We start from the raw sequence: 18,610 nt of genomic DNA, 5'->3' as shown, positions 1-18,610 counted from the left end.
GTGTCTCCTGATGAATGTTCTGGCGCATTGAGCGCTCTGGTGCCTATTCGGCACTTATGCGGCGCTGGTATGCAGCATGTGTTCGTAGTTAGCGCCCATCACTTCGGTGACGGGCTGACCGGCGAGCAACGCTTTGGCCATGGCGGCCTCTCGTGCGGCGATCTGTTCAGCGGCGTCGAGCACGCGACCGATGTCCGAAGCGCTGACGAAAACCACGGCGCTGTTATCGGCAATCACAAAATCGCCCGGAGCCACGTCGAAGCCATCCACATGGATGGGAATGTTGGTACCCGCTTCGACCACGCGCGAGCGAGCAGTCCGTGCCGTCAGATCGCGGCAGAACACCGGCAGGTCGTACTCGCGGGCCTCGTCGATATCGCGCACGGGGCCGTCGGCAACGACGCCTGCAATGCCGCGTTGCACTGCCGCGAGCGACAGAATGCCGCCCCAACTTCCTGCATCGAGTCCCGTGCGCTGCTCGACGACGATGATGTCGTCGGCGCCTCCGAGCATCACAGCGGTGGTGCCGAGATGGCGCGGCGTGCCACTGACGGGCGGTGCGTCGGCGGCAGCGACGAGCTTGACGGTGATCGCGCGGCCAGCGATGCGTCGCGAGCCGGCGCGTTGCGGAAGATGGCTCACAGTGCTCGGCAGGCCAAGTTTGTCGAGGGCATCCGAGACGGCGCAGGCGTCGAGTTTTCGCAGTCGTGAGACGGCGTCAGCGGGAGCGTTCATGACGTGTCCTTGCTAGGTTGGGTAAGTCGTAAGTCAATGCGGATCGAAGGCGTCGCAGCGTGTGTCAGGCGGGCGCCCAGTAGGCGAACGCCATCGCGTTGCCCGTGCCCGCTTCGGTGCGATAGCACGGCACGTAGTCCACGAGCGTCATGTGCCAATCGATGTCGTGCATGGCGGCCGCGAGCGGATACCAGCTCTTGATCTCTGCCGTATTGCCGTTGAAGTACGACTCGGGAATGTTGGCCAACGCAACCTCGTCGCGCGCGGCGAACGCATTCAACACGCGCCAGTCGAGGGCTTCGTCGATGACGAAATGGGTCATGCCACCGGAGGCGAGCACCGCTACGCGCATGTCACTGGGCAAGCGCTCGATGGCGGCGCGCAACGCGTGGCCGAACGCCAGACACCGAGCCGCGCGCGGCTGGTTGGGGGCGACACCCACGTTCAGGAAGATCGGCACGCTCGGTGGCGGCAGATCGCGCATGATGCGCCGGTAGAGAAAGCCAAAGGCGTGAGGAATGCCGTGCTGGCGATCCTCGCCACCCGGCAGACGCACGGAGCGCGCGACATCGAAGTGCGCATCGCACAGCGACCGGATGAGCGCGTCGGCCACGCCCGGCGAGCCCGGATACGTGGCCCCTTGCGGCGGACAGTGTCCTGCTTCCGCCACGGCAACCCCCGGGGGCAGACGCTCCACCTGCGCTTCGGTCAGCGGAATGTTCTCGATGCGTTCGCCCGCGTACACGGTGATGGACGGCGTCAGATCTTCCTTGAAGACTTCGCGCTGATCGTTACCCAACAAGATCACCACATCCGGGCGCGCGGTGGCGAACCGGTCCGCGAGCGTGTCGAGTGCGCGCTGGCAAGCATCGAAACTCGCCTGCTTGGCTTCGGGCTGGATGGCCTGCGAGAAGCGCGGCGACTCATCGGCACGCGCGGCCAGCAGCGCGTCGTAAGGCATCGACTCGCCCCGAAACCAATGCTGCGCATTCTTGCGATCCGCACCGGCGCGCAAGTGCCACATCTCAGGCGGGGTCGCGAGCATCGGCCCGTGAGAACACCCCATCGCAAAAACGATCCGTGCCATCCGTGCGCCTCCTTGTTTTGTATTACTGTATGCGTGTTTTGTCGAAGAATAGGCGGGTTGTATTTGGGTTGTCAACGCCCCCTCAACTATTTTTTCGTCGTGTTTGACACTGGTCATAACGGACATATAGTATGCGTGTTATGCCGCGTCGTAGTGCGGGTTAGCGCCCGTTCACGCGCCGCAAGTCGTGCGCAACACTCATTACGATAACGATATTGGAGGCAGACATGACTCAATCCGCGATGGACGCCAGCCCGGCGAACGCGCCCCCGCAAAATCCCGCGCACGCCCCGCCGTCGGCGCCATCCGCAGCATCTCCCGCACAGACCTCCGGCGGCGCAACACGCCGTGTCGGCCTGCGCGATTGGTACATGCTGATCGTGCTCACTGCCATCTTCGTGCTGTCGTTTATCGATCGTTCGTCGCTCTCGCTCGTGGTTGGTCCACTGAAACAAGAACTGGGGGTGAGCGACTTCCAGATGAGTCTGTTGCTCGGGCTCTCGTTCGTTGTGCTGTACAGCACGTTCAGCATTCCCGCCGGGTATCTTGCCGACCGCTTCAGCCGTCGCGGCATCATCGGTTGGGCCGTGTTCGTTTGGTCGTCGATGACGGTGCTGTGCGGCTTTGCGTCGAACTACGTTCAGCTCTTTCTTGGCCGTACGGGCATCGGTATCGGGGAGGGCGCGTTGCAACCGGCGGCCTACTCGATGATTCGCGACACCTTTCCACCGGACCGGCGTGGCCGCGCGTTCGGCATCTATCACATGGGGCCGATGCTCGGTGTGGGCTTCTCGCTGTTTGTCGGCGGCACGCTGCTCAGCTTGTCGCAGAGCGGCGATGTCGCGCACTGGCCGATCCTCGGTTCGCTCCGCCCGTGGCAGTTTGTGATTGTGGTGCCAGGGTTGTTGGGCATTCCGCTTGCGCTGCTGATGCTGACGTTGCGTGAACCGAAACGCGCGGTGAAGCAACAAGCCGCTGACGCAGCGGGCTATCGCGATGCCCTGCGCTTCATGCGCAGCGAATGGCGTCTCTACGTGCCGCTGTGGACGGCTGCCACGCTCTATGCCATGGCGATTTCGGGCTTCAACGCTTGGCTGCCGACGGTGATCGCACGCGCTTGGCAGTTGCCGCTGCCGAGCATTGGCCGCATGCTCGGGCCGCTCATGATGGTGTCGGTCCCTGCGGGGCTGGTGCTGCTCGGCGCGGTCATGGACCGGCTGTCGCGCCGTGGGCGCCGTGCAGCGCCGCTCGAAGTGGCCATGGTCTCGACGTTCCTTTCTTGTCTGGCCACGTTCTTTCTTGCCTTCACGGATAACCATCTGTTGGCCGTCGTGCTGTACGTGTGCCACACGTTCTTTGCCAGCCCGATCCCGTCGTCCGCCGGGGCCACGATGGCGCAGATCACGCCGGGACGCATGATGGGCAAGCTCTCGTCGCTGTTCTTCCTCGTGCAGAACCTGCTCGGCCTTGCGCTGGGGCCGACGGTAGCCGCCACGATCTCGCATCTGTTCTTTAGCGGCCCGATGGCAATGGGATACGCCATCGTCACGACGTTCTGTGGATGCACGGCAATCGCAGGCATCATGTACGCGCTGGTCGCTGCGCAAGTGCGCCGCCGCAACTTCGAGTAACACGTCTGCCGGTATCCCCGGCAAATACGCGCCGTCGGCTTCCATGCGACGGCGCGTATTTTTTTATCTGCTGCACCCCGTCGATCGAGTCGATCACCTCCCGCCCCTAAAGAAACCACCGCAACGATCGCAGTGATTCGCCATAAAAAAACCACCGCAAGAATCGCGGTGGTTAAGGGGTACGACGATGAAGCCTTCAGGGGATGCGAATCTGCGACGCGACTTAGAAGCGATGCCGCAAGCCGATACCTACGCCGGTCTGATCATGCCCGTTCGGAAACTCGGCACGTTGTGCCCCGTGACCGACGCTGTAGTCCACCGTGCCGTATAGCGTGGTACGGCGCGAGAAGCCATACTCCGCCAGCAACACATAGGTCTCTCGCGAGCCGTCGCCCGCGTCTCCGGTAACACCGTTCACATTGGAAGCACGGTCGTAGTACACGGCGGCCGTCAACGTCAGCGGTTTCGACACCTGATACGCCACACCTGCGAAGAACGCGTTGTCCTTACGCGGATTCGGTCCGCCTGTCACGCCGCGGCCCGAGAGGAAGCCGTCGACGAAGCCGGTCTTGTCGTTACTGTTGTAATAGCCGAGGGTGAACGTTGCGGGGCCCCATTCGTACTTGAGGTCCAGGTTGTAGACCATCTGCGTGTTGGCCTGAATATCCCGGTTTTGCAACACGTTCGCGGCAACGCCGAACGGCTTGCCCATGTACGCGACAGAGAGAACGTAGCCCGAATTGCGTGCCGTGCTACCGGCAACGCCGCCGACGATGTACTCCAAGCCAACCTGGATGTCTTGATACCGCTTGGTGTATTTGACTGCGTTGTTGGCACCGTTCGGACCGTTGGTGCCGAACACGACAGGCATCCACTCGTTCTGGTCGTAGTTGCCCACCGTGAGCGGGTCCCAGCCGTCGATCAGCAGTTCCCAAGTCGGATTGTCTTGCGTACCGATGGTGAGCTTGCCGAAGTCGCCCTCGAGGCCGACATAGGCTTTGCGGTTGAAGATTTTCCCGCTTCGTTGCGACGCACCGTTATTCAGGTGATAGCCGCCCTCGAGCATGAACAGTGCCTTCATGCCTTGGCCGAGGTCTTCCTTGCCATAGATGCCCCAACGGCTTTGCGAGATGGCGCCGTCGGTGAGCGCGAAAGTGCTCTTGTTGTCAGCGGTTGTGCCCGACAGATAGCGAAGGCTCGCATCCGCCACGCCGAACATCGTCACGCTCGATTGCGCGAACGCCGGCGAGGCGATCAACGCCCCGGCGGCCAGAGGAAATGCCCACTTTTTCATTTAATGCCTTCCCCAATGCGCCAACCGCCCTGCAAGCGGTCGGCCATAGTAGCACCGCCGCAGCATTCGCCACTGTCGTCAGTTCGTGCATATTTTGGCAATATAGTTCGTATAACTAATTAATTGCCGTGAGAATTAGCACACACCTCTACCTCGCCGGCCTCCAAAGCTTTGGCGAAGCCAAACTCGGACAATGACGATACCCAATCCGCCCGGCGGAAATACTGCCGGTGATCTCCCTTGCCGCGACTATAAATTTGTATACCTAATTATTTTGTTGTATGCTTTCCGTCGTAGTCACCTCCTGAATGGCACGCGTTGCACACGCCGTTAAAGTGGTCCGGAGGCGCGACGCTCCCTGTCCGGAGCGTCGCAATTTCCCGAACTTCCAAATTCGCTAATGCTTGTCGCCTTACTTTGCGCCGACCGGTTTTACAGCGATCACTTCGATTTCCACCATCCAGCCCGGATCGACCAGACGCGCCGCTTGCAGCACTGAGCGCGCAGGCAAGTTCGGACCGTTCTTGTCGAAGAACTGGTAGTAACCGTTCATGAAGCCGCCGAAGTCCATCACGTTGTTCTTCGCAGGGTCACCCACGAGGAACACCTGCATCTTCACCACGTCCTTCATGCCGAGATTCATGGTCGCGAGCAGTGCCTGAATTCGCTTGAGCACACTTACCGTCTGCTGCTCGGTGTTGCCGTATCCGCCGTTCTCGAGTTTCTCGGGCACCTGACCGCTCAGGTACACGGTAGTGGCGCTCGCCGGTACCTCGACAGCGAGCGCGAGCGGCCCGGGTGTTTTCGGTAGATGGCGCACGACTTCCTGTGCACCGGCGGCGTGTGCAATACACAGGCCAGCGCTAAGCGCTGCCACGCTCCACCATCGTTTCGTTGACATCGTCATATGGGTTCCTGAAAGTTGTTGAATGAATGGCGCGCACGTCTCCACGCGCGCCGGAATTCCCGACGCGTGACTGTCGTTTCTGCGAATTACGGCCGACGTGCCGCGCAAAGGCGCAGCACGTCGGCGGGCATCAGTTGCCCTTGGAGCCGCCTTCCGCTTCCTTCGCTGCCACGGTCTTGCGCACCGCTGCGACCTGCTCGACGGACACCGGCGTCGCGTTGTTGCCCCATTCGCCGCGAATGAAGCTGACCACCGAAGCGATCTGCGCGTCGTTGAGCGACGAATTGAACGTCGGCATGCCGCCACGGCCACCGATCACGGTCTCGACGACCTTGGTGGGATCGCCCAGCACGAACTTGTCGCCCTTAAGAGCGGGAAACGCGCCGGGGATGCCTTGGCCGCCTGCCTGATGGCACGCTGCACAGTTGTTACCGAAGAGGGTTTTGCCCGACGGTGTCTGCGCGTGAGAAACACCCGCCACCAGACCGAAGAACGCGATCGACCACAACTTTTTCATTGCCTCACTCCTGTACTTTTCTTCTGACTGCCACTGACTTTGCTACTGAAGCTTTGCTGCTGATGCTTGGCGTTGCCGCGAGCTCACGCACTCAGACGCGCATGCAACTGCTCGATCTGATACCAAGCCGATTCGATGGCGCCTGCCTGCCAGCCATTCAAGTGGCTCATGTGTTCACCGGCGAGCAGCGTGCGGCCTTCGCCCTTGAGCAGACGGGGATACGCGGTGCGGCGTCCGGCCTCGCTCCAGTCGGCCCAGCCGCCAAGGTTGTATTTCACGCGATGCCAGGCCACGGAGAACGATGATTCGGCCGAGTCGCGATACTGTCCCGGGAACACTTTCTCGCCAGCCGCCAGACCGAACTCCGTGCGCTCCTTCTGAGACATCGCACTGATCTGCGCGGCCGTCGCACCGAAGTTGTAGTAGGACAGCAGCGTGCCTTTCTTGCCTTGCCAGTTGGTCGACGGCAGCGAGATCAGCGTGGCGCCCTTGATATCGGTCTGGATGTGCCCGCCGTAGATGAAGTGATCTTCTTCCCAGAAGCGGCGCTTCATCTGCACGCCGAGCTTGCCGACCGGCTCGTAGGCAACCTGCATGGCGTCCTTGAAACCGTCGGAGAAGTCGGTATCGATTTGTTTGAGTACCGACAGCGGGATCGTGCACAGGCAGAAGTCGCCCGTGACCGTGCGCGCTGCGCCAGTGCGCGTGTCCTTGCACTGCAAGGTCACGCCGCTATCGGTATTACGCAGGCTCACCACCTCGGTGTTGTAGCGAATCATCTTCTTCGTGCGGGCTTCGAAGGCCTTCGCCACGTGGTCCATGCCGCCCACGGCCTGAAGCATCGTCTTTTGCTGTTCGATGTCGTTGGCGGAGCGGTAGATATTGCCGAGCTTCGACTTGAGCAGATCGCCGAACTGCAACGGATCGGTCAACTCGCCCGCCTGTACGCCGGGATACGTCTTGTAACCGCGTGCCGACGTGCCTTTGTAGTCGAGGTCTTTCTTGTTCAGATAGCCTTCGTGCACGAGGTAGTCGAGCAGCAGCGCCTTGTCGCCTTCGCTGATCTGATCGTTGAGCTTGCCCGCGCGCAGCGTTTTGGCGAAGAGCTCATCGGTGTAGCCGCGCATGTCCGCTTTGATTTCGAACTGACGCAGACGCTTGCCTGCGAGCGGACCGTCGATGTTTTCCTTATAGACGTAGGCGGCATCGTTGTCGTTATTGAACAGTTCGAGCGCCACGCCGAATTCGCGCGTGTAGTGCAGTGTGGACTGCTGGCAAAACGGAATGCGCCACGGGCCGTGGTTGATGTACTGGCCTTCGTCGAAATTACAGACTTGGCGCTCACCGCCCAGTTCGGTCAACTCGAAGCCTCGGCGTGCGGTCTGACAACGGCCACCGGCAAAGCCACGCGCTTCGATGATCTCGCACTGATAGCCGAGCTTCGAGAGTTCGTAGGCGGCGGTCATGCCGGCCAAGCCCGCACCGAGAATGACGACGCGCTTGCCGCGTCCGCTGCCGGACAATCGCGGCGGCGACGTCCGTACCGAAGCAAGATCGACGCCCCATGCCTTCATGGTGGCCAGCATGAGACCACTGCCGCCAATCGCTAGCGTGCGCATCAGGAAATCCCGACGCCGCAGAGGGCTTCCGCCTCCCTGTACGCTCGCCTCTGCGATCGAATCCATCGAACCGAACGACTTACCCGTGGTTTGTTGCGCGTCTGACATGACTCTCCTCACTCTTGGATGATGCAACCTGTCGCGAATGCCAACGCCGTGCGCCTGATGTGCGAGGGCGCGCCACGACCTTACGGACGAGCGCAACCAGCAAGCGCATACCGCGCCTCAGCGAACAAAAAGGGGGATGGTGAGAAGGCTCAGGGCGAGTGGCCAGAGGACCGCATGATGTCTCCTTAAGCGCGAATTCCGGGGCGAGCCCGACGGTCTTGCGCCGTCGTAACGCCGGGTTCTTGTCTTCTCGTGAAACGTCACCCGCCGAGCCGGCCGACTGCGCGCTCCGGGGGGAATGCGGCCGGTCGACTAAGAATCACGCCGGCGCTGCACTGCGGAGCCAATCCTGCTCAGGGGAATCGGGTATGCTTGCTTGCCCGTAGTAATAGGCTTGCTAGCCACCATAACGACCATACTATATGCGTGTTATGGATTGGAATATTAGCGTTACTACTTAGCGTGCGTAGGGTGTCTAGCGATGGGCGACCGCGTGCCGCAACAACGTCGGCAGGGTCAGCGAAGGAGGGGAGTCATCTGGGGATTTCAGGCGCAACGACCGTGCCGCCCAGTGAAACCACTGAACGGCACGATCGCATCACGACATAGCGTTTCCGGGCAAATGAAAGTCGTTAAAACGCCCGCGCAAAGATCTCTTCAATCTCCTTTTGCTCTGCACGTCGCGGGTTTGTAAAACCGCACGCATCTTGCATGGCATTCGCGGCCAGCGTCGGAATATCTTCCTTCTTCGCGCCCAACTCCGTCAGCCCGGCAGGAATGCCGATGTCTTTCGACAACTTACGAATCGCGGCAATCGCCACTTTTGCGCCTTCGGCATCGCTCAGGCCATCGACCTTCTCGCCCATGGCGTGTGCGATGTCTTTCAGTCGTGCAGCACTCACGCTCGCATTGAACTCTTCTACGTGCGGCAGCAGAATCGCGTTGCACACGCCGTGCGGCAGATCGTAGAACCCACCCAGTTGGTGCGCCATCGCGTGCACGTAGCCGAGCGACGCGTTGTTAAACGCCATCCCTGCGAGGAACTGCGCATAAGCCATGTTCTCGCGCGCAGTCATGTCGTCGCCGTGCGATACCGCGCGGCGCAGGTTCTCGGAGATCAGCGTCACGGCCTTGAGCGCGCACGCATCGGTGATCGGCGTGGCGGCCGTCGACACATAGGCTTCGGTGGCATGCGTCAGTGCATCCATACCCGTGGCGGCGGTGAGTCCCTTCGGCATTGCGGCCATCAACGCGGGGTCATTCACCGACAGCAGCGGCGTGACGTTGCGATCGACAATGGCCATCTTCACATGACGCGTCTCGTCCGTGATGATGCAGAACCGCGTCATTTCGCTCGCAGTGCCTGCCGTGGTGTTGATCGCGATGAGCGGCAATTGCGGCTTGGCCGAACGGTCCACGCCTTCGTAATCAGCGATCTTGCCGCCGTTGGATGCGCACAGCGCGATACCTTTCGCGCAATCGTGCGGTGAGCCGCCACCCAACGAGATCACAAAATCGCATTGGTTTTGCTTGAGCAGTGCGAGCCCGGCTTCTACGTTCGAGACCGTCGGGTTCGGTTTCGCACCGTCAAAAATCACCGATTGAATATCTTGCTGCGTGAGCAGCTTCGCCACCTTGGCGGCGACACCGGCTTTGGCGAGTCCGGCGTCGGTCACGATCAACGCGCGGCGGAAATGGTATTGGGGCAGGGCGGCAATCGCTTCGTCGAGGCTGCCGATGCCCATCATGTTGACGGCAGGGATGAAGAAAGTTGTGCTCATGGTCATGCTCCTTTTATCTGTTCTGTGGGGGGAGCACCACAACCACGCGGCCGGCATTGCTGAAATGCCGGTCGCGTAGTCACAGAGGGTGTCCAGGATCTTTCGCAGGCTTTCGCAGGCATTAAAGACAGCATCTGCCGATGGGCGAGATGCGTCTTTGATCTGCGGCAAACAACGACACAAACGCGGGAAATGTCGAATGAATCTTCAAATCGCGTTCAGAAGAACCCCAGCGGGTTGATGTCGTAACTCACCAGCAGATTCTTCGTCTGCTGATAGTGATCGAGCATCATCTTGTGGGTCTCGCGGCCGATCCCCGACTTCTTGTAGCCGCCGAACGCCGCGTGCGCGGGATAGAGGTGATAGCAGTTCGTCCACACGCGCCCGGCCTGAATGGCGCGGCCCATGCGATACGCGCGGTTGATGTCGCGCGTCCACACCCCGGCACCCAGCCCGAACTCGGTGTCGTTGGCGATGGCAAGCGCTTCGGCTTCATCCTTGAACGTGGTGATACCGACCACCGGCCCAAAGATTTCCTCCTGAAACACGCGCATGCGGTTCTCGCCCTTGAGCAGCGTCGGCTGAATATAGAACCCCGACGCGAGCGGCCCTTCGAGCATCTCGATACCGCCGCCGGTTAGCACCGTCGCCCCTTCCTTACGGGCCAGGTCCAGATACGTGAGGATCTTGTCGAACTGCTGCTCCGACGCCTGCGCGCCCACGGCCGTCTCGGTATCGAGCGGGTCGCCGCGCTTGATGCGGGCGACCTTGGCCATCACGACCTCCATAAACGGCTCGTAAATCGATTCCTGAACGAGCGCACGCGACGGGCAGGTGCAGACCTCCCCTTGATTCAGGAATCCGAGCACGAGCCCCTCAGCGGCCTTCTCGATGAACTCCGGCTCGCCGCGCATGATGTCGTCGAAGAAAATGTTCGGCGACTTGCCGCCCAGTTCGACGGTGCTGGGGATGAGATTCGCAGCAGCGCGCGACAGAATGTGTCCGCCGACCGGTGTCGATCCGGTGAAGGCGATCTTGGCAATGCGACGGCTGGAGGCCAACGCTTCGCCCGCTTCCTTCCCAAAGCCCTGCACGATGTTGAGCACGCCCGCTGGCAGCAGGTCGCCGACGAGCTCAGCGAACAGCGTGATCGTGAGCGGCGTCTGCTCGGCCGGTTTGAGTACGACGCAGTTACCTGCGGCGAGGGCGGGCGCGAGCTTCCACGCGGCCATCAGCAGCGGGAAATTCCACGGAATGATTTGTCCGACCACGCCTAACGGTTCGTGAAAGTGATAGGCCGCCGTATGTTCGTCGATCTCGGCGCTCGTGCCTTCCTGCGCGCGAATGCATCCGGCGAAATACCGGAAGTGGTCGACGGCCAGCGGCATGTCGGCGGCGAGGGTTTCTCGCACCGGCTTGCCGTTGTCCCACGTTTCGGCGACGGCAAACTTCTCGAGATTGGCTTCGAGCCGGTCGGCAATTTGCAGAAGAATGCGCGAGCGCGCCTGCACCGACGTTTTGCCCCACTTGGCCGCGGCGGCGTGCGCCGCATCGAGGGCGAGTTCGATATCGGCACCGCTGGAGCGCGGAAACTCGCCGATGACACCGCCGGTCACCGGCGACGTGTTGGTGAAGTAGCGTCCTTCGACGGGCGGGACGAACTTGCCGCCAATGTAGTTCTCATAACGAGGCTGCAAAGTCAGCAAGGCACCGGGGGTGCCGGGCGGGGCGTAACGCATGTTGTGTCTCCGGATATTGTCGTGTCGGTGGCATCTAGGCCACGAACGTCGGTAAGCAAATCGCGGGCCAGCGGGGTAGGCCGTTGCTGCACGGGCATCTCGCTTGCCCGGCCGGTCACGCGGTGTGCCGAATCCGTGACACGGCTGTCACACCCTGTCTCGGGGACGGGACAGCGCGGCTCGCCATCCACGCCCCAATCACCGGCATTGCCCTTCCGGTAAGGGCGGCGCACATGAATGGCGCGGCGGATGCGATTGACATCCCTCATTGCAATCGCCTGTCGCTTGCGACATGCTTCGGGGACGACTTCAGGTCATCCGGCACGGGGGAGACAACCAATGCCAGCCAATACAGAATCGGCGCACGCACAACGTGTGCTGAATGTCGTACAAGGTCATCTGCCAGCCGTCGCCGCAGCGACGGACCCGAACATCGCTAGTTCATGGCGGCGCTGTCTCGACACGCACGATCTCGACCCGGGCGCGTCCATGGCACCGCACGTCATCGGCTCGTCGCAATTGAGCGAGCGGCGCAACGCGATGGAACAACTGCGCCGCGTGTCGTCGCACGTGCTCGATCGATTGCAACGTCAGTTGATGAATCCGCGTCAGGCGGTATTGCTGACCGACCCCGAAGGCGTGATCGTTGATTGCCAATTGCATGACGGCACGCGCGACGACTTCCTACGCGCAGGGTTGCGCCCGGGGGCCGACTGGAGCGAAGCGTGCGAGGGCACGAACGGCATCGGCACGTGCGTGGTCGAGCGGGCGCCGGTCATCATTTGCCAACAGGATCATTTCCGTGCGCTGCACACCCCACTCACATGCACGGCCAGCCCGGTCTTTGCGCCGCAAGGCGAGTTGCTGGCAGTGATCGATGTCTCGTCCACGAGTGCCGACGTCACAAGGCAAAGCCAGTTCCACACGCTGGCGCTGGTGAATCTCAGCGCGAAGGTGGTGGAGAGCGAGTATTTCTTTCAGCACTACCGCGACGAATGGCTGCTGCAATTGCAGGAGCAAGCGGACCACTTGGGCGGGTTTGCGCAGGCATTGCTTGCCTTCGACGACAGCGGCCGCGTGCTGGCTGCCAACCAAAGTGCATTGAACCGGCTGGGTGTCATGCGCGAAGAGATCGTCGGCACGCGCATCGACCGGTGGTTTGCCCAAACGCTGGATGCCTTACTGGATCGCGCACATCCGCAACCGCAGACTTGCTGGCCGATTCGCACGCTCGCGGGCGAACCTTTGCTGGCGATGTTGCGCGCACCTGCACGCGCGGGGCGCGCGACGGCTCGCATACCCGTACCGGCCGCACAGCCTGTGGAAGCTCCGGCTGCGCCGTTTGCCGATGCGCATCTGGCGCGCGAATTCTCCCGTGCGTGCCGCGTTTTCGCGCATGACGTGCCCGTGCTGATTCGTGGCGAAACCGGTAGCGGAAAAGAAGTCTTCGCGCGTGCGGTGCATGCCGCCAGTGCGCGCGCCAATGGCCCGTTCGTCGCACTGAACTGCGCGGCGATTCCCGAGGCGTTGATCGAGAGCGAGTTGTTCGGCTACGTGGGCGGCAGTTTTACCGGCGCGCGCAAAGAGGGCATGAGCGGCAAGCTTTGGCAGGCCAACCGCGGCACGCTGTTCCTCGATGAAATTGGCGACATGCCGTTCGCGATGCAGACGCGCTTGTTGCGGGTGCTGGAAGACCGTGCGGTATCGCCGCTGGGCGGTGGCGAGCCGGTGGCGCTCGACATTCGCGTGCTGAGCGCGACGCATCAGAATTTGGAGCAACGCATTGCCGAGCGGCAATTCCGCGAGGATCTGTTCTATCGCTTGAGCGGATTGGCAGTGGTGGTGCCGCCACTGCGCGAGCGCGACGACAAAGTGGATCTGATACAGCGCTTGCTGGGGCAGGCGCAGGCGGGCAGCAGCGTCGTGGTGACGGATGCCGCGCGCGAAGCCCTGTGCGCCTTCGCGTGGCCCGGCAACGTGCGCCAGATGCGCAGCGTGATACGCACGCTCGTGGCGCTGAGCGAAGACGGTGTCATCACGCCGGACGATTTGCCTGACGAAGTGCGCGAAGCGAAAGCCATCGCGTGCGATGTGCCTACCGAAGCACCTCTGGAAGCCGCGGAGCGCCAAGCGCTGCGCGAGACACTGGACGCCTGTCAGGGGCAAGTGAGCGCAGCCGCACGCAAGCTCGGCGTGAGTCGAAACACGCTGTATCGGAAGCTGAAGCGATTTGGTTTGCTGCGCGAACCCGCCAAAACCAGTTGCCCGTCGTCGCCAAACACGCTATAGTCACGCCTCTTCGCGCGGGGGTATAGCTCAGCTGGGAGAGCGCTTGCATGGCATGCAAGAGGTCAGCGGTTCGATCCCGCTTACCTCCACCAACCGAATGACTGTTTTTGTCCCCTTCGTCTAGAGGCCTAGGACATCACCCTTTCACGGTGAGTACAGGGGTTCGAATCCCCTAGGGGACGCCATCTAACGGCATCGATGTTGCAGTCGAACATCGAAACCGCGTCGGCGTCAGATGCGACGAATCGCATGAAAAAAGGCCGGATGTCTTCAACGACATCCGGCCTTTTGCGTTAACGCTTCCGTTATCGCGTCCGCTACCGCGCAACGCCGTTAAACCACCTTCGCCCCCGGCACCCCAGACTCGACCACAAAGTGCTTGAGCGTCGATACGGTCGCCTGTATGTCGGCGCGATCCGAAATCACCTGAAAGCGGGTGTCCATCTGCTTCGGCGTCACATCGACGGACACATACCCGCGATGCCGACTCTCGAAGAACTTCACGTGCGGATTCTCCGGCAGCATCTCAGCGAACGCCTCGTATGGCGGCGGATTCGCCGTGATCGACGTGCCGACGAACTCCGTCGCAATCACCGGTGAATCGGGGCGCTCCGTCGCATGCACGTCGTTCGTCCAGTACGAGTGAATATCGCCACCGATCAGCACCGGATTGTTCGGCCGTGCCTGCACCATCGCGTCCAGCATGCGCTCGCGTGTGGCGGGATAACCGTCCCATCCGTCCGTCCAATGGCCGACGACGCCGGTCTTGCGATCCTTCTGCGTGAGCGGCACGAAAAGCAGATCCTGCGCGATCACGTTCCACTGCGCACGAGACGTTCGGAGCCCCTCCGCCAGCCAAGCTTCTTGCTCGAAGCCAAGCATCGTGCGGCGTGCCTCGGTACGCTCGGTGCAACTGTCTTGCACCACATGGCCGCCCCGATTATTCGGTAGCGCACAAGGCTGCGGAGTGCGGTACTGCCGCCCGTCGAGCACATGGAAATCGACGAGCGCACCATAGCCAATGCGATCGTAGATGCGCATATCCGGCCCATGCGGCATCGACATCGCGCGCAGCGGCATGTGCTCGTAGTACGCCTGATAGGCCGCCGCGCGCCGCTTCAGGAAGTCCGTCGCGGAGACGTCGACTTTCTGCGACCACGCGTTGGCGTAGTCGTTTTCGACTTCGTGGTCGTCCCACGTCATCAGACTCGGCGCTGCCGCGTGAAGCATTTGCAGATCGGGGTCCGTGCGGTACAACGCGTAGCGATTGCGATAGCCGGTGAGATTCTTCGCATCCGGGCCGTCATGCGCGCGCACGATCGGCTTGGCGTCCTTCTTCTTCTGATCGTTCGAATACTCGTAGATGTAATCGCCGAGGAAGATGACGAGATCCGGGTTCTCCTGCGCCATGTGACGATAAGCGCTGAAGTATCCCAATTCCCAATGCGAACACGACGCAAACGAGAAGCGCAGTCGATCGACCGGCGCGTTGGCGAGCGGGGCCGTGACGGCGCGTCCAACAGGACTCTGCGCACCCATCGCCGTGAAGCGATACCAGTACGGGCGATGCGGCGCCAGACCGCTCACCTCCACATGCACGCTGTAAGCAAACACCGCTGGCGCATAAGCGACGCCGCGTTGCACTACGTTGCGCATGGTCTCGTCGCTGGCGATCTCCCATTGCACTGGCACCTGTGCGGGCATACCGGCCATGCCGCCCAATCCGTCGGGCGAAATCGGCGAGGGTGCGAGACGCGTCCACAGCACGAAGCCGTCAGCGGCGGGATCGCCGGATGCCACGCCCAGCGTGAACGGATCGCTCGCATTGGCCGCAAGCGCGCGAGAGAAAGGACTGAGCAGCGGCACGACCACGAGCGCGCCAGCGCCCTTGAGCAAGGTGCGGCGCGTGTGGTCAGGTCCGGCGTGTTCTGTCGGCTTCATACTAGACAACTCAAGGGGTGCCCGGATGCGGCACCGGATAATCGCGCGACACATCGATTGGCGCAGTGTTCGGCGAATTCCACCACGTGCGCTGCAACTGCGCAATGCGTTGCGCCATCTTCGCGTCGCGCATCACCACTTCCAAATTGCGCGAGTTATCGAAGTAGCCGCCCGTCCAATTGCTCGTGCCGACCCACGCGACTTCGCCATCGATGACCATCGTCTTGCTATGCACGACGCGCGCATACGGAATGAAGCCGGTCGAGGCGGGCGGCACCGTCACCACACGTAATTCGACGTTGGGCACCAGCGCAAGACTCTTCAAGTACGCCACGTCGGGACGCTTGAGATTCCAGTTCGAGATCAGCAACTGCACCTTCACGCCACGCGCCGCCGCCGTGCGCAACGCCGTGTCGATCACGGCGTAGTAGGGGCGCTTCCCCTTTTCGCCATAAGACAACGGTGCGTAATCCATCAACTGAACTTGCACGCTCTGCTTGGCTTGCCCAATCAACGCGGGCAGTGCCGTCTGCGAATCACCGACGCCCGGCGGGTTATAAGCGTTCGGGCTCGCCACGAGAAACGACGATTGCGCGAGATCGGCCGCGACCACATCACGATTGCGCACCGTCGGTTGTCCACCGCTTGCGATTGCCGCTTGCGCCTGCCAGTCCTGCTCGAAGATGCCTTGCATCTGCGCGACAATCTTCGGCTCGCTCACGCGCACACCGGTCTCGTCGATGTGTTCGAGCGCGCGCCAGTCGAAGTTCTGACTACCGACGAAACTTTCGCGTCGATCCACGATGAAGTACTTCGCATGAATGATGCCACCGCCGACTTTCGAGAAGTCCAGCATGCGGAATTCGAGGTTCGGAATCTGCTTCAGGCGCGTGAGCGTCGGTTCGTCCGACATGCGCTCGCCCTTGGCTTCCATCAGAAAACGAATCTTCACACCGCGCTTGCCCGCCGCTTCGAGATGATCGAGCACCGCGTCCATGCGGCTGCCACACTCACCAGACACGTAGAACTGACCGAAGTCGATCGACGTCTTCGCGTGATCGAACATGTCGTTCCACACCGTGACGGAGTCGCGAAGATCGTCGCTATCGGCACCGGCCCCGACGGGAGCGGTGTGGACGAGTTCAAAGCCGGGAATGGTGAATGGAGCGGGGGCAGCACTTAGCGGTGCCAACGGTGCAATTGCGCTCAACGCAACCACGAGCGCAGCAAACTTGTGACGCATGAATTCCTCGAATGACGTGTCGATGTTGTGTGCGGAGTAACGTTTTATTCACGGAAGTCTTTGTGACAGTTTCGCGATGGCATCGTATACCTAACATATGCAGAAACATATGTGCGCGCGTTCTCGTCGTGCGAAGGCTCGCGAAAACACCTTATTTCAAGCGGTTTTCGCAGCGTAGAGCGCAATGGCTTCCTGTGGTTTACACGGCAGGATATTCGCCAATTGTTAAACTTTATTACACGCGAGAAATATATTTTGCGATGACGGGGTAAACGCAACGCTCGACCGCTTTCGTATTGTCATTGTTCCGTTTCGTCACGCAAATTTCATCGACGTCCAAAATAATCCGGGTTCTTTTTTCCGGACGTCGCCATGATTCACTTCGAAGATCCCCCCAAACGGCACGCGCGCATCGAGATCATTCCGATGATCGACGTGATGATGTTCCTGCTCGTGTTCTTCGTGCTGCTCAGCATCAACGTGATTCCGTCGCGCGGCCTGTCGACCACGTTGCCGCAATCGTCGAGCGCAGCCCAAGTCAACCCCGAGAAGCCCGTCGTCGTGACGATCACCCGCGACGGCGCGCTGCAAGTCGACGGCGTCGACACCACGCTCGAAGCGCTCGGCGCACGTGTGAAGGAAAAAGCCGGCGACGTCGAAAAGGCGCAAGTCACGCTCAAGACCGATGAAGGCACGTTGATGCAACGTGTGATCGACGTCATGGATGCGTTGAAGGCCGCATCGATCAGCAAGATCTCGATCGCTACGCGAGCCAAGTCGTCATGAGTGCAATGAACGCCTTCTGGATGCCCACGCCGGTCTATCGCCGCCGCGATTGGGTGGCGGGCGGATTGACGCTGCTGCTCGCACTCGCGGCCACGGTAGGCCCGGGCTTCCGTGCGATGACGCCGCCGCCTGGCGAGAAGCAAGCCGAAGTGCTGACCGAAATCGACCTCGCACCGCCGCCGCCCGAGCCGCAACCGCAGCCCAAGGCCGAGCCGCTCCCGCAGCCGAAGCCAGAACCGAAGCCGCAACCCAAGCCCGAGCCGAAGCCAGAACCGAAACCCGAGCCCAAGCCGCAGCCTCAGCCGCAACCGCGTCCTACGCCGCAGCCCACGCCGCAACCGGCACCGACGCCCACGCCTTCGCCGCAACCCGTCGCGGATAGCGCACCGGCGACGTCGAACGCCGCGCCGACAGCGAACACGGCGACGAACACGGCGAGTGCTGCGCCGACGGCCGATGCGAAGCCCGTGCAGAAGGCGGCGGCACCGAGCAAGGGCGACCCCGACCGCGAATACGAGCGCTCGCTGCGCGCGCTGGTCGAGTCGCGCAAGAAATATCCGACGAGCCGTCAAGCCATGATCGAGAAGCCCACGGGCGCTGTCGAGTTGTGCGTGATGCTCGATCGCGGCGGCAAGGTGAAAGACGTCAACGTGACCAACAGTTCGGGCTCGCTGCTGCTCGACAACACGGCCACGCGACTCGTCGAAGGCACCACGTACCCGGCATTCCAAGACACGCATTTCGCAGGCCAAGGGCAGCACCGGTTCTGCATGAAGCTCGATTACCAGCTCCCGGGCAACAGCTAAGGAGCGACCCAGGCAACACAGCAGTCCCGTTGCACACACGCTAACCACGCGGCCCTGCGCCACGTGGATGAAACCGCGGCGGCGCTTTGCCGCAGCAATCCAGGCACCCGTAACCATAACGAATAGA

The 18,610-nt window shown here is 61.6% G+C and carries 14 protein-coding genes and 2 tRNA genes; 6 read left to right on the top strand and 10 right to left on the bottom strand.

Going from position 1 to position 18,610, the window contains the following annotated elements; genetic code table 11:
* Positions 1-54 precede the first annotated feature (54 nt).
* Both PPN31114_RS25310 and PPN31114_RS25305 read right to left on the bottom strand, forming a co-directional pair.
* The gene (locus tag PPN31114_RS25310) at positions 55-735 is read right to left on the bottom strand and encodes an RraA family protein (RefSeq protein WP_150682290.1); all 681 of its coding nucleotides are present in this window, start codon (positions 733-735) and stop codon (positions 55-57) included.
* Between the two features lie 64 nt (positions 736-799).
* A complete protein-coding gene (locus PPN31114_RS25305; RefSeq protein WP_174988479.1) occupies positions 800-1,822 on the bottom strand; it encodes a DODA-type extradiol aromatic ring-opening family dioxygenase in 1,023 nt (340 codons plus the stop codon).
* Positions 1,823-2,049: 227 nt separating this feature from the next.
* Between PPN31114_RS25305 and PPN31114_RS25300 the strand changes: the two genes are divergently transcribed.
* Positions 2,050-3,453 carry an MFS transporter gene (locus tag PPN31114_RS25300; protein ID WP_150682288.1) on the top strand — a complete coding sequence of 468 codons (1,404 nt, stop codon included), beginning with the start codon at positions 2,050-2,052 and terminating at the stop codon, positions 3,451-3,453.
* Positions 3,454-3,676: 223 nt separating this feature from the next.
* On the opposite strand, the gene PPN31114_RS25295 is transcribed toward PPN31114_RS25300, so the two are convergent.
* From PPN31114_RS25295 to exaC, 6 genes are all read right to left on the bottom strand, one after another.
* Entirely contained in the window at positions 3,677-4,747 is a 1,071-nt protein-coding gene (locus PPN31114_RS25295) for a porin (protein WP_150682287.1), read from the bottom strand.
* A 412-nt stretch (positions 4,748-5,159) separates the two neighbouring features.
* Positions 5,160-5,648 (bottom strand): RidA family protein, encoded by a 489-nt coding sequence (locus PPN31114_RS25290; RefSeq protein WP_150682286.1) that lies wholly within the window; start codon positions 5,646-5,648, stop codon positions 5,160-5,162.
* A gap of 136 nt (positions 5,649-5,784) precedes the next feature.
* The gene (locus PPN31114_RS25285; RefSeq protein WP_150682285.1) at positions 5,785-6,171 is read right to left on the bottom strand and encodes a c-type cytochrome; all 387 of its coding nucleotides are present in this window, start codon (positions 6,169-6,171) and stop codon (positions 5,785-5,787) included.
* 83 nt (positions 6,172-6,254) lie between these two features.
* Positions 6,255-7,898, bottom strand: coding sequence for an FAD-dependent oxidoreductase (locus PPN31114_RS25280; protein ID WP_246182748.1), 1,644 nt, complete (start codon positions 7,896-7,898; stop codon positions 6,255-6,257).
* A 632-nt stretch (positions 7,899-8,530) separates the two neighbouring features.
* Positions 8,531-9,679: an L-threonine dehydrogenase gene (gene yiaY, locus PPN31114_RS25275; protein ID WP_150682284.1), complete on the bottom strand. Its 1,149-nt coding sequence runs from the start codon at positions 9,677-9,679 to the stop codon at positions 8,531-8,533.
* Positions 9,680-9,897: 218 nt separating this feature from the next.
* On the bottom strand, positions 9,898-11,418 hold the full coding sequence (gene exaC / locus PPN31114_RS25270) for an acetaldehyde dehydrogenase ExaC (RefSeq protein ID WP_150682283.1): 1,521 nt from the start codon (positions 11,416-11,418) through the stop codon (positions 9,898-9,900).
* Between the two features lie 339 nt (positions 11,419-11,757).
* Here exaC and PPN31114_RS25265 point away from each other — a divergent pair, with 339 nt between their 5' ends.
* The 3 genes from PPN31114_RS25265 to PPN31114_RS25255 all read left to right on the top strand — a co-directional run bounded on the left by PPN31114_RS25265 (position 11,758) and on the right by PPN31114_RS25255 (position 13,892).
* Entirely contained in the window at positions 11,758-13,707 is a 1,950-nt protein-coding gene (locus tag PPN31114_RS25265) for a sigma-54-dependent Fis family transcriptional regulator (protein ID WP_150682282.1), read from the top strand.
* Positions 13,708-13,723: 16 nt separating this feature from the next.
* Positions 13,724-13,799, top strand: a tRNA-Ala gene (locus PPN31114_RS25260).
* Between the two features lie 17 nt (positions 13,800-13,816).
* Positions 13,817-13,892 (top strand) — tRNA-Glu (locus PPN31114_RS25255).
* Between the two features lie 148 nt (positions 13,893-14,040).
* On the opposite strand, the gene PPN31114_RS25250 is transcribed toward PPN31114_RS25255, so the two are convergent.
* Positions 14,041-15,648, bottom strand: coding sequence for an alkaline phosphatase D family protein (locus PPN31114_RS25250; RefSeq protein ID WP_150682281.1), 1,608 nt, complete (start codon positions 15,646-15,648; stop codon positions 14,041-14,043).
* 10 nt (positions 15,649-15,658) lie between these two features.
* Positions 15,659-16,891, bottom strand: a complete 1,233-nt coding sequence (locus tag PPN31114_RS25245; protein ID WP_150682280.1) for a phospholipase D-like domain-containing protein — start codon at positions 16,889-16,891, stop codon at positions 15,659-15,661.
* 372 nt (positions 16,892-17,263) lie between these two features.
* Between PPN31114_RS25245 and PPN31114_RS25240 the strand changes: the two genes are divergently transcribed.
* Both PPN31114_RS25240 and PPN31114_RS26280 read left to right on the top strand, forming a co-directional pair.
* On the top strand, positions 17,264-17,677 hold the full coding sequence (locus PPN31114_RS25240; protein WP_150682279.1) for an ExbD/TolR family protein: 414 nt from the start codon (positions 17,264-17,266) through the stop codon (positions 17,675-17,677).
* The gene (locus tag PPN31114_RS26280) at positions 17,674-18,483 is read left to right on the top strand and encodes a TonB family protein (RefSeq protein WP_174988476.1); all 810 of its coding nucleotides are present in this window, start codon (positions 17,674-17,676) and stop codon (positions 18,481-18,483) included. The genes PPN31114_RS25240 and PPN31114_RS26280 overlap by 4 nt, the downstream gene beginning before the upstream one ends.
* The last annotated feature ends 127 nt before the right edge of the window (positions 18,484-18,610 follow it).

Origin of the sequence: Pandoraea pneumonica (assembly GCF_902459645.1) — a bacterium.
Lineage (GTDB): Bacteria > Pseudomonadota > Gammaproteobacteria > Burkholderiales > Burkholderiaceae > Pandoraea > Pandoraea pneumonica.
This window is presented reverse-complemented; position numbering and strand designations above follow the sequence as displayed.

What these genes read in the sequence shown, in the direction of transcription:
- PPN31114_RS25290 (WP_150682286.1), bottom strand. Translation starts at nt 5,648, where the DNA reads ATGTCAACGAAACGATGGTGGAGCGTGGCAGCGCTTAGCGCTGGCCTG.
- PPN31114_RS25245 (WP_150682280.1), bottom strand. Translation starts at nt 16,891, where the DNA reads ATGCGTCACAAGTTTGCTGCGCTCGTGGTTGCGTTGAGCGCAATTGCA.
- PPN31114_RS25295 (WP_150682287.1), bottom strand. Translation starts at nt 4,747, where the DNA reads ATGAAAAAGTGGGCATTTCCTCTGGCCGCCGGGGCGTTGATCGCCTCG.
- PPN31114_RS25240 (WP_150682279.1), top strand. Translation starts at nt 17,264, where the DNA reads ATGATTCACTTCGAAGATCCCCCCAAACGGCACGCGCGCATCGAGATC.
- yiaY (WP_150682284.1), bottom strand. Translation starts at nt 9,679, where the DNA reads ATGAGCACAACTTTCTTCATCCCTGCCGTCAACATGATGGGCATCGGC.
- PPN31114_RS25305 (WP_174988479.1), bottom strand. Translation starts at nt 1,822, where the DNA reads ATGGCACGGATCGTTTTTGCGATGGGGTGTTCTCACGGGCCGATGCTC.
- PPN31114_RS25310 (WP_150682290.1), bottom strand. Translation starts at nt 735, where the DNA reads ATGAACGCTCCCGCTGACGCCGTCTCACGACTGCGAAAACTCGACGCC.
- exaC (WP_150682283.1), bottom strand. Translation starts at nt 11,418, where the DNA reads ATGCGTTACGCCCCGCCCGGCACCCCCGGTGCCTTGCTGACTTTGCAG.
- PPN31114_RS26280 (WP_174988476.1), top strand. Translation starts at nt 17,674, where the DNA reads ATGAGTGCAATGAACGCCTTCTGGATGCCCACGCCGGTCTATCGCCGC.
- PPN31114_RS25265 (WP_150682282.1), top strand. Translation starts at nt 11,758, where the DNA reads ATGCCAGCCAATACAGAATCGGCGCACGCACAACGTGTGCTGAATGTC.
- PPN31114_RS25250 (WP_150682281.1), bottom strand. Translation starts at nt 15,648, where the DNA reads ATGAAGCCGACAGAACACGCCGGACCTGACCACACGCGCCGCACCTTG.
- PPN31114_RS25300 (WP_150682288.1), top strand. Translation starts at nt 2,050, where the DNA reads ATGACTCAATCCGCGATGGACGCCAGCCCGGCGAACGCGCCCCCGCAA.
- PPN31114_RS25280 (WP_246182748.1), bottom strand. Translation starts at nt 7,898, where the DNA reads ATGTCAGACGCGCAACAAACCACGGGTAAGTCGTTCGGTTCGATGGAT.
- PPN31114_RS25285 (WP_150682285.1), bottom strand. Translation starts at nt 6,171, where the DNA reads ATGAAAAAGTTGTGGTCGATCGCGTTCTTCGGTCTGGTGGCGGGTGTT.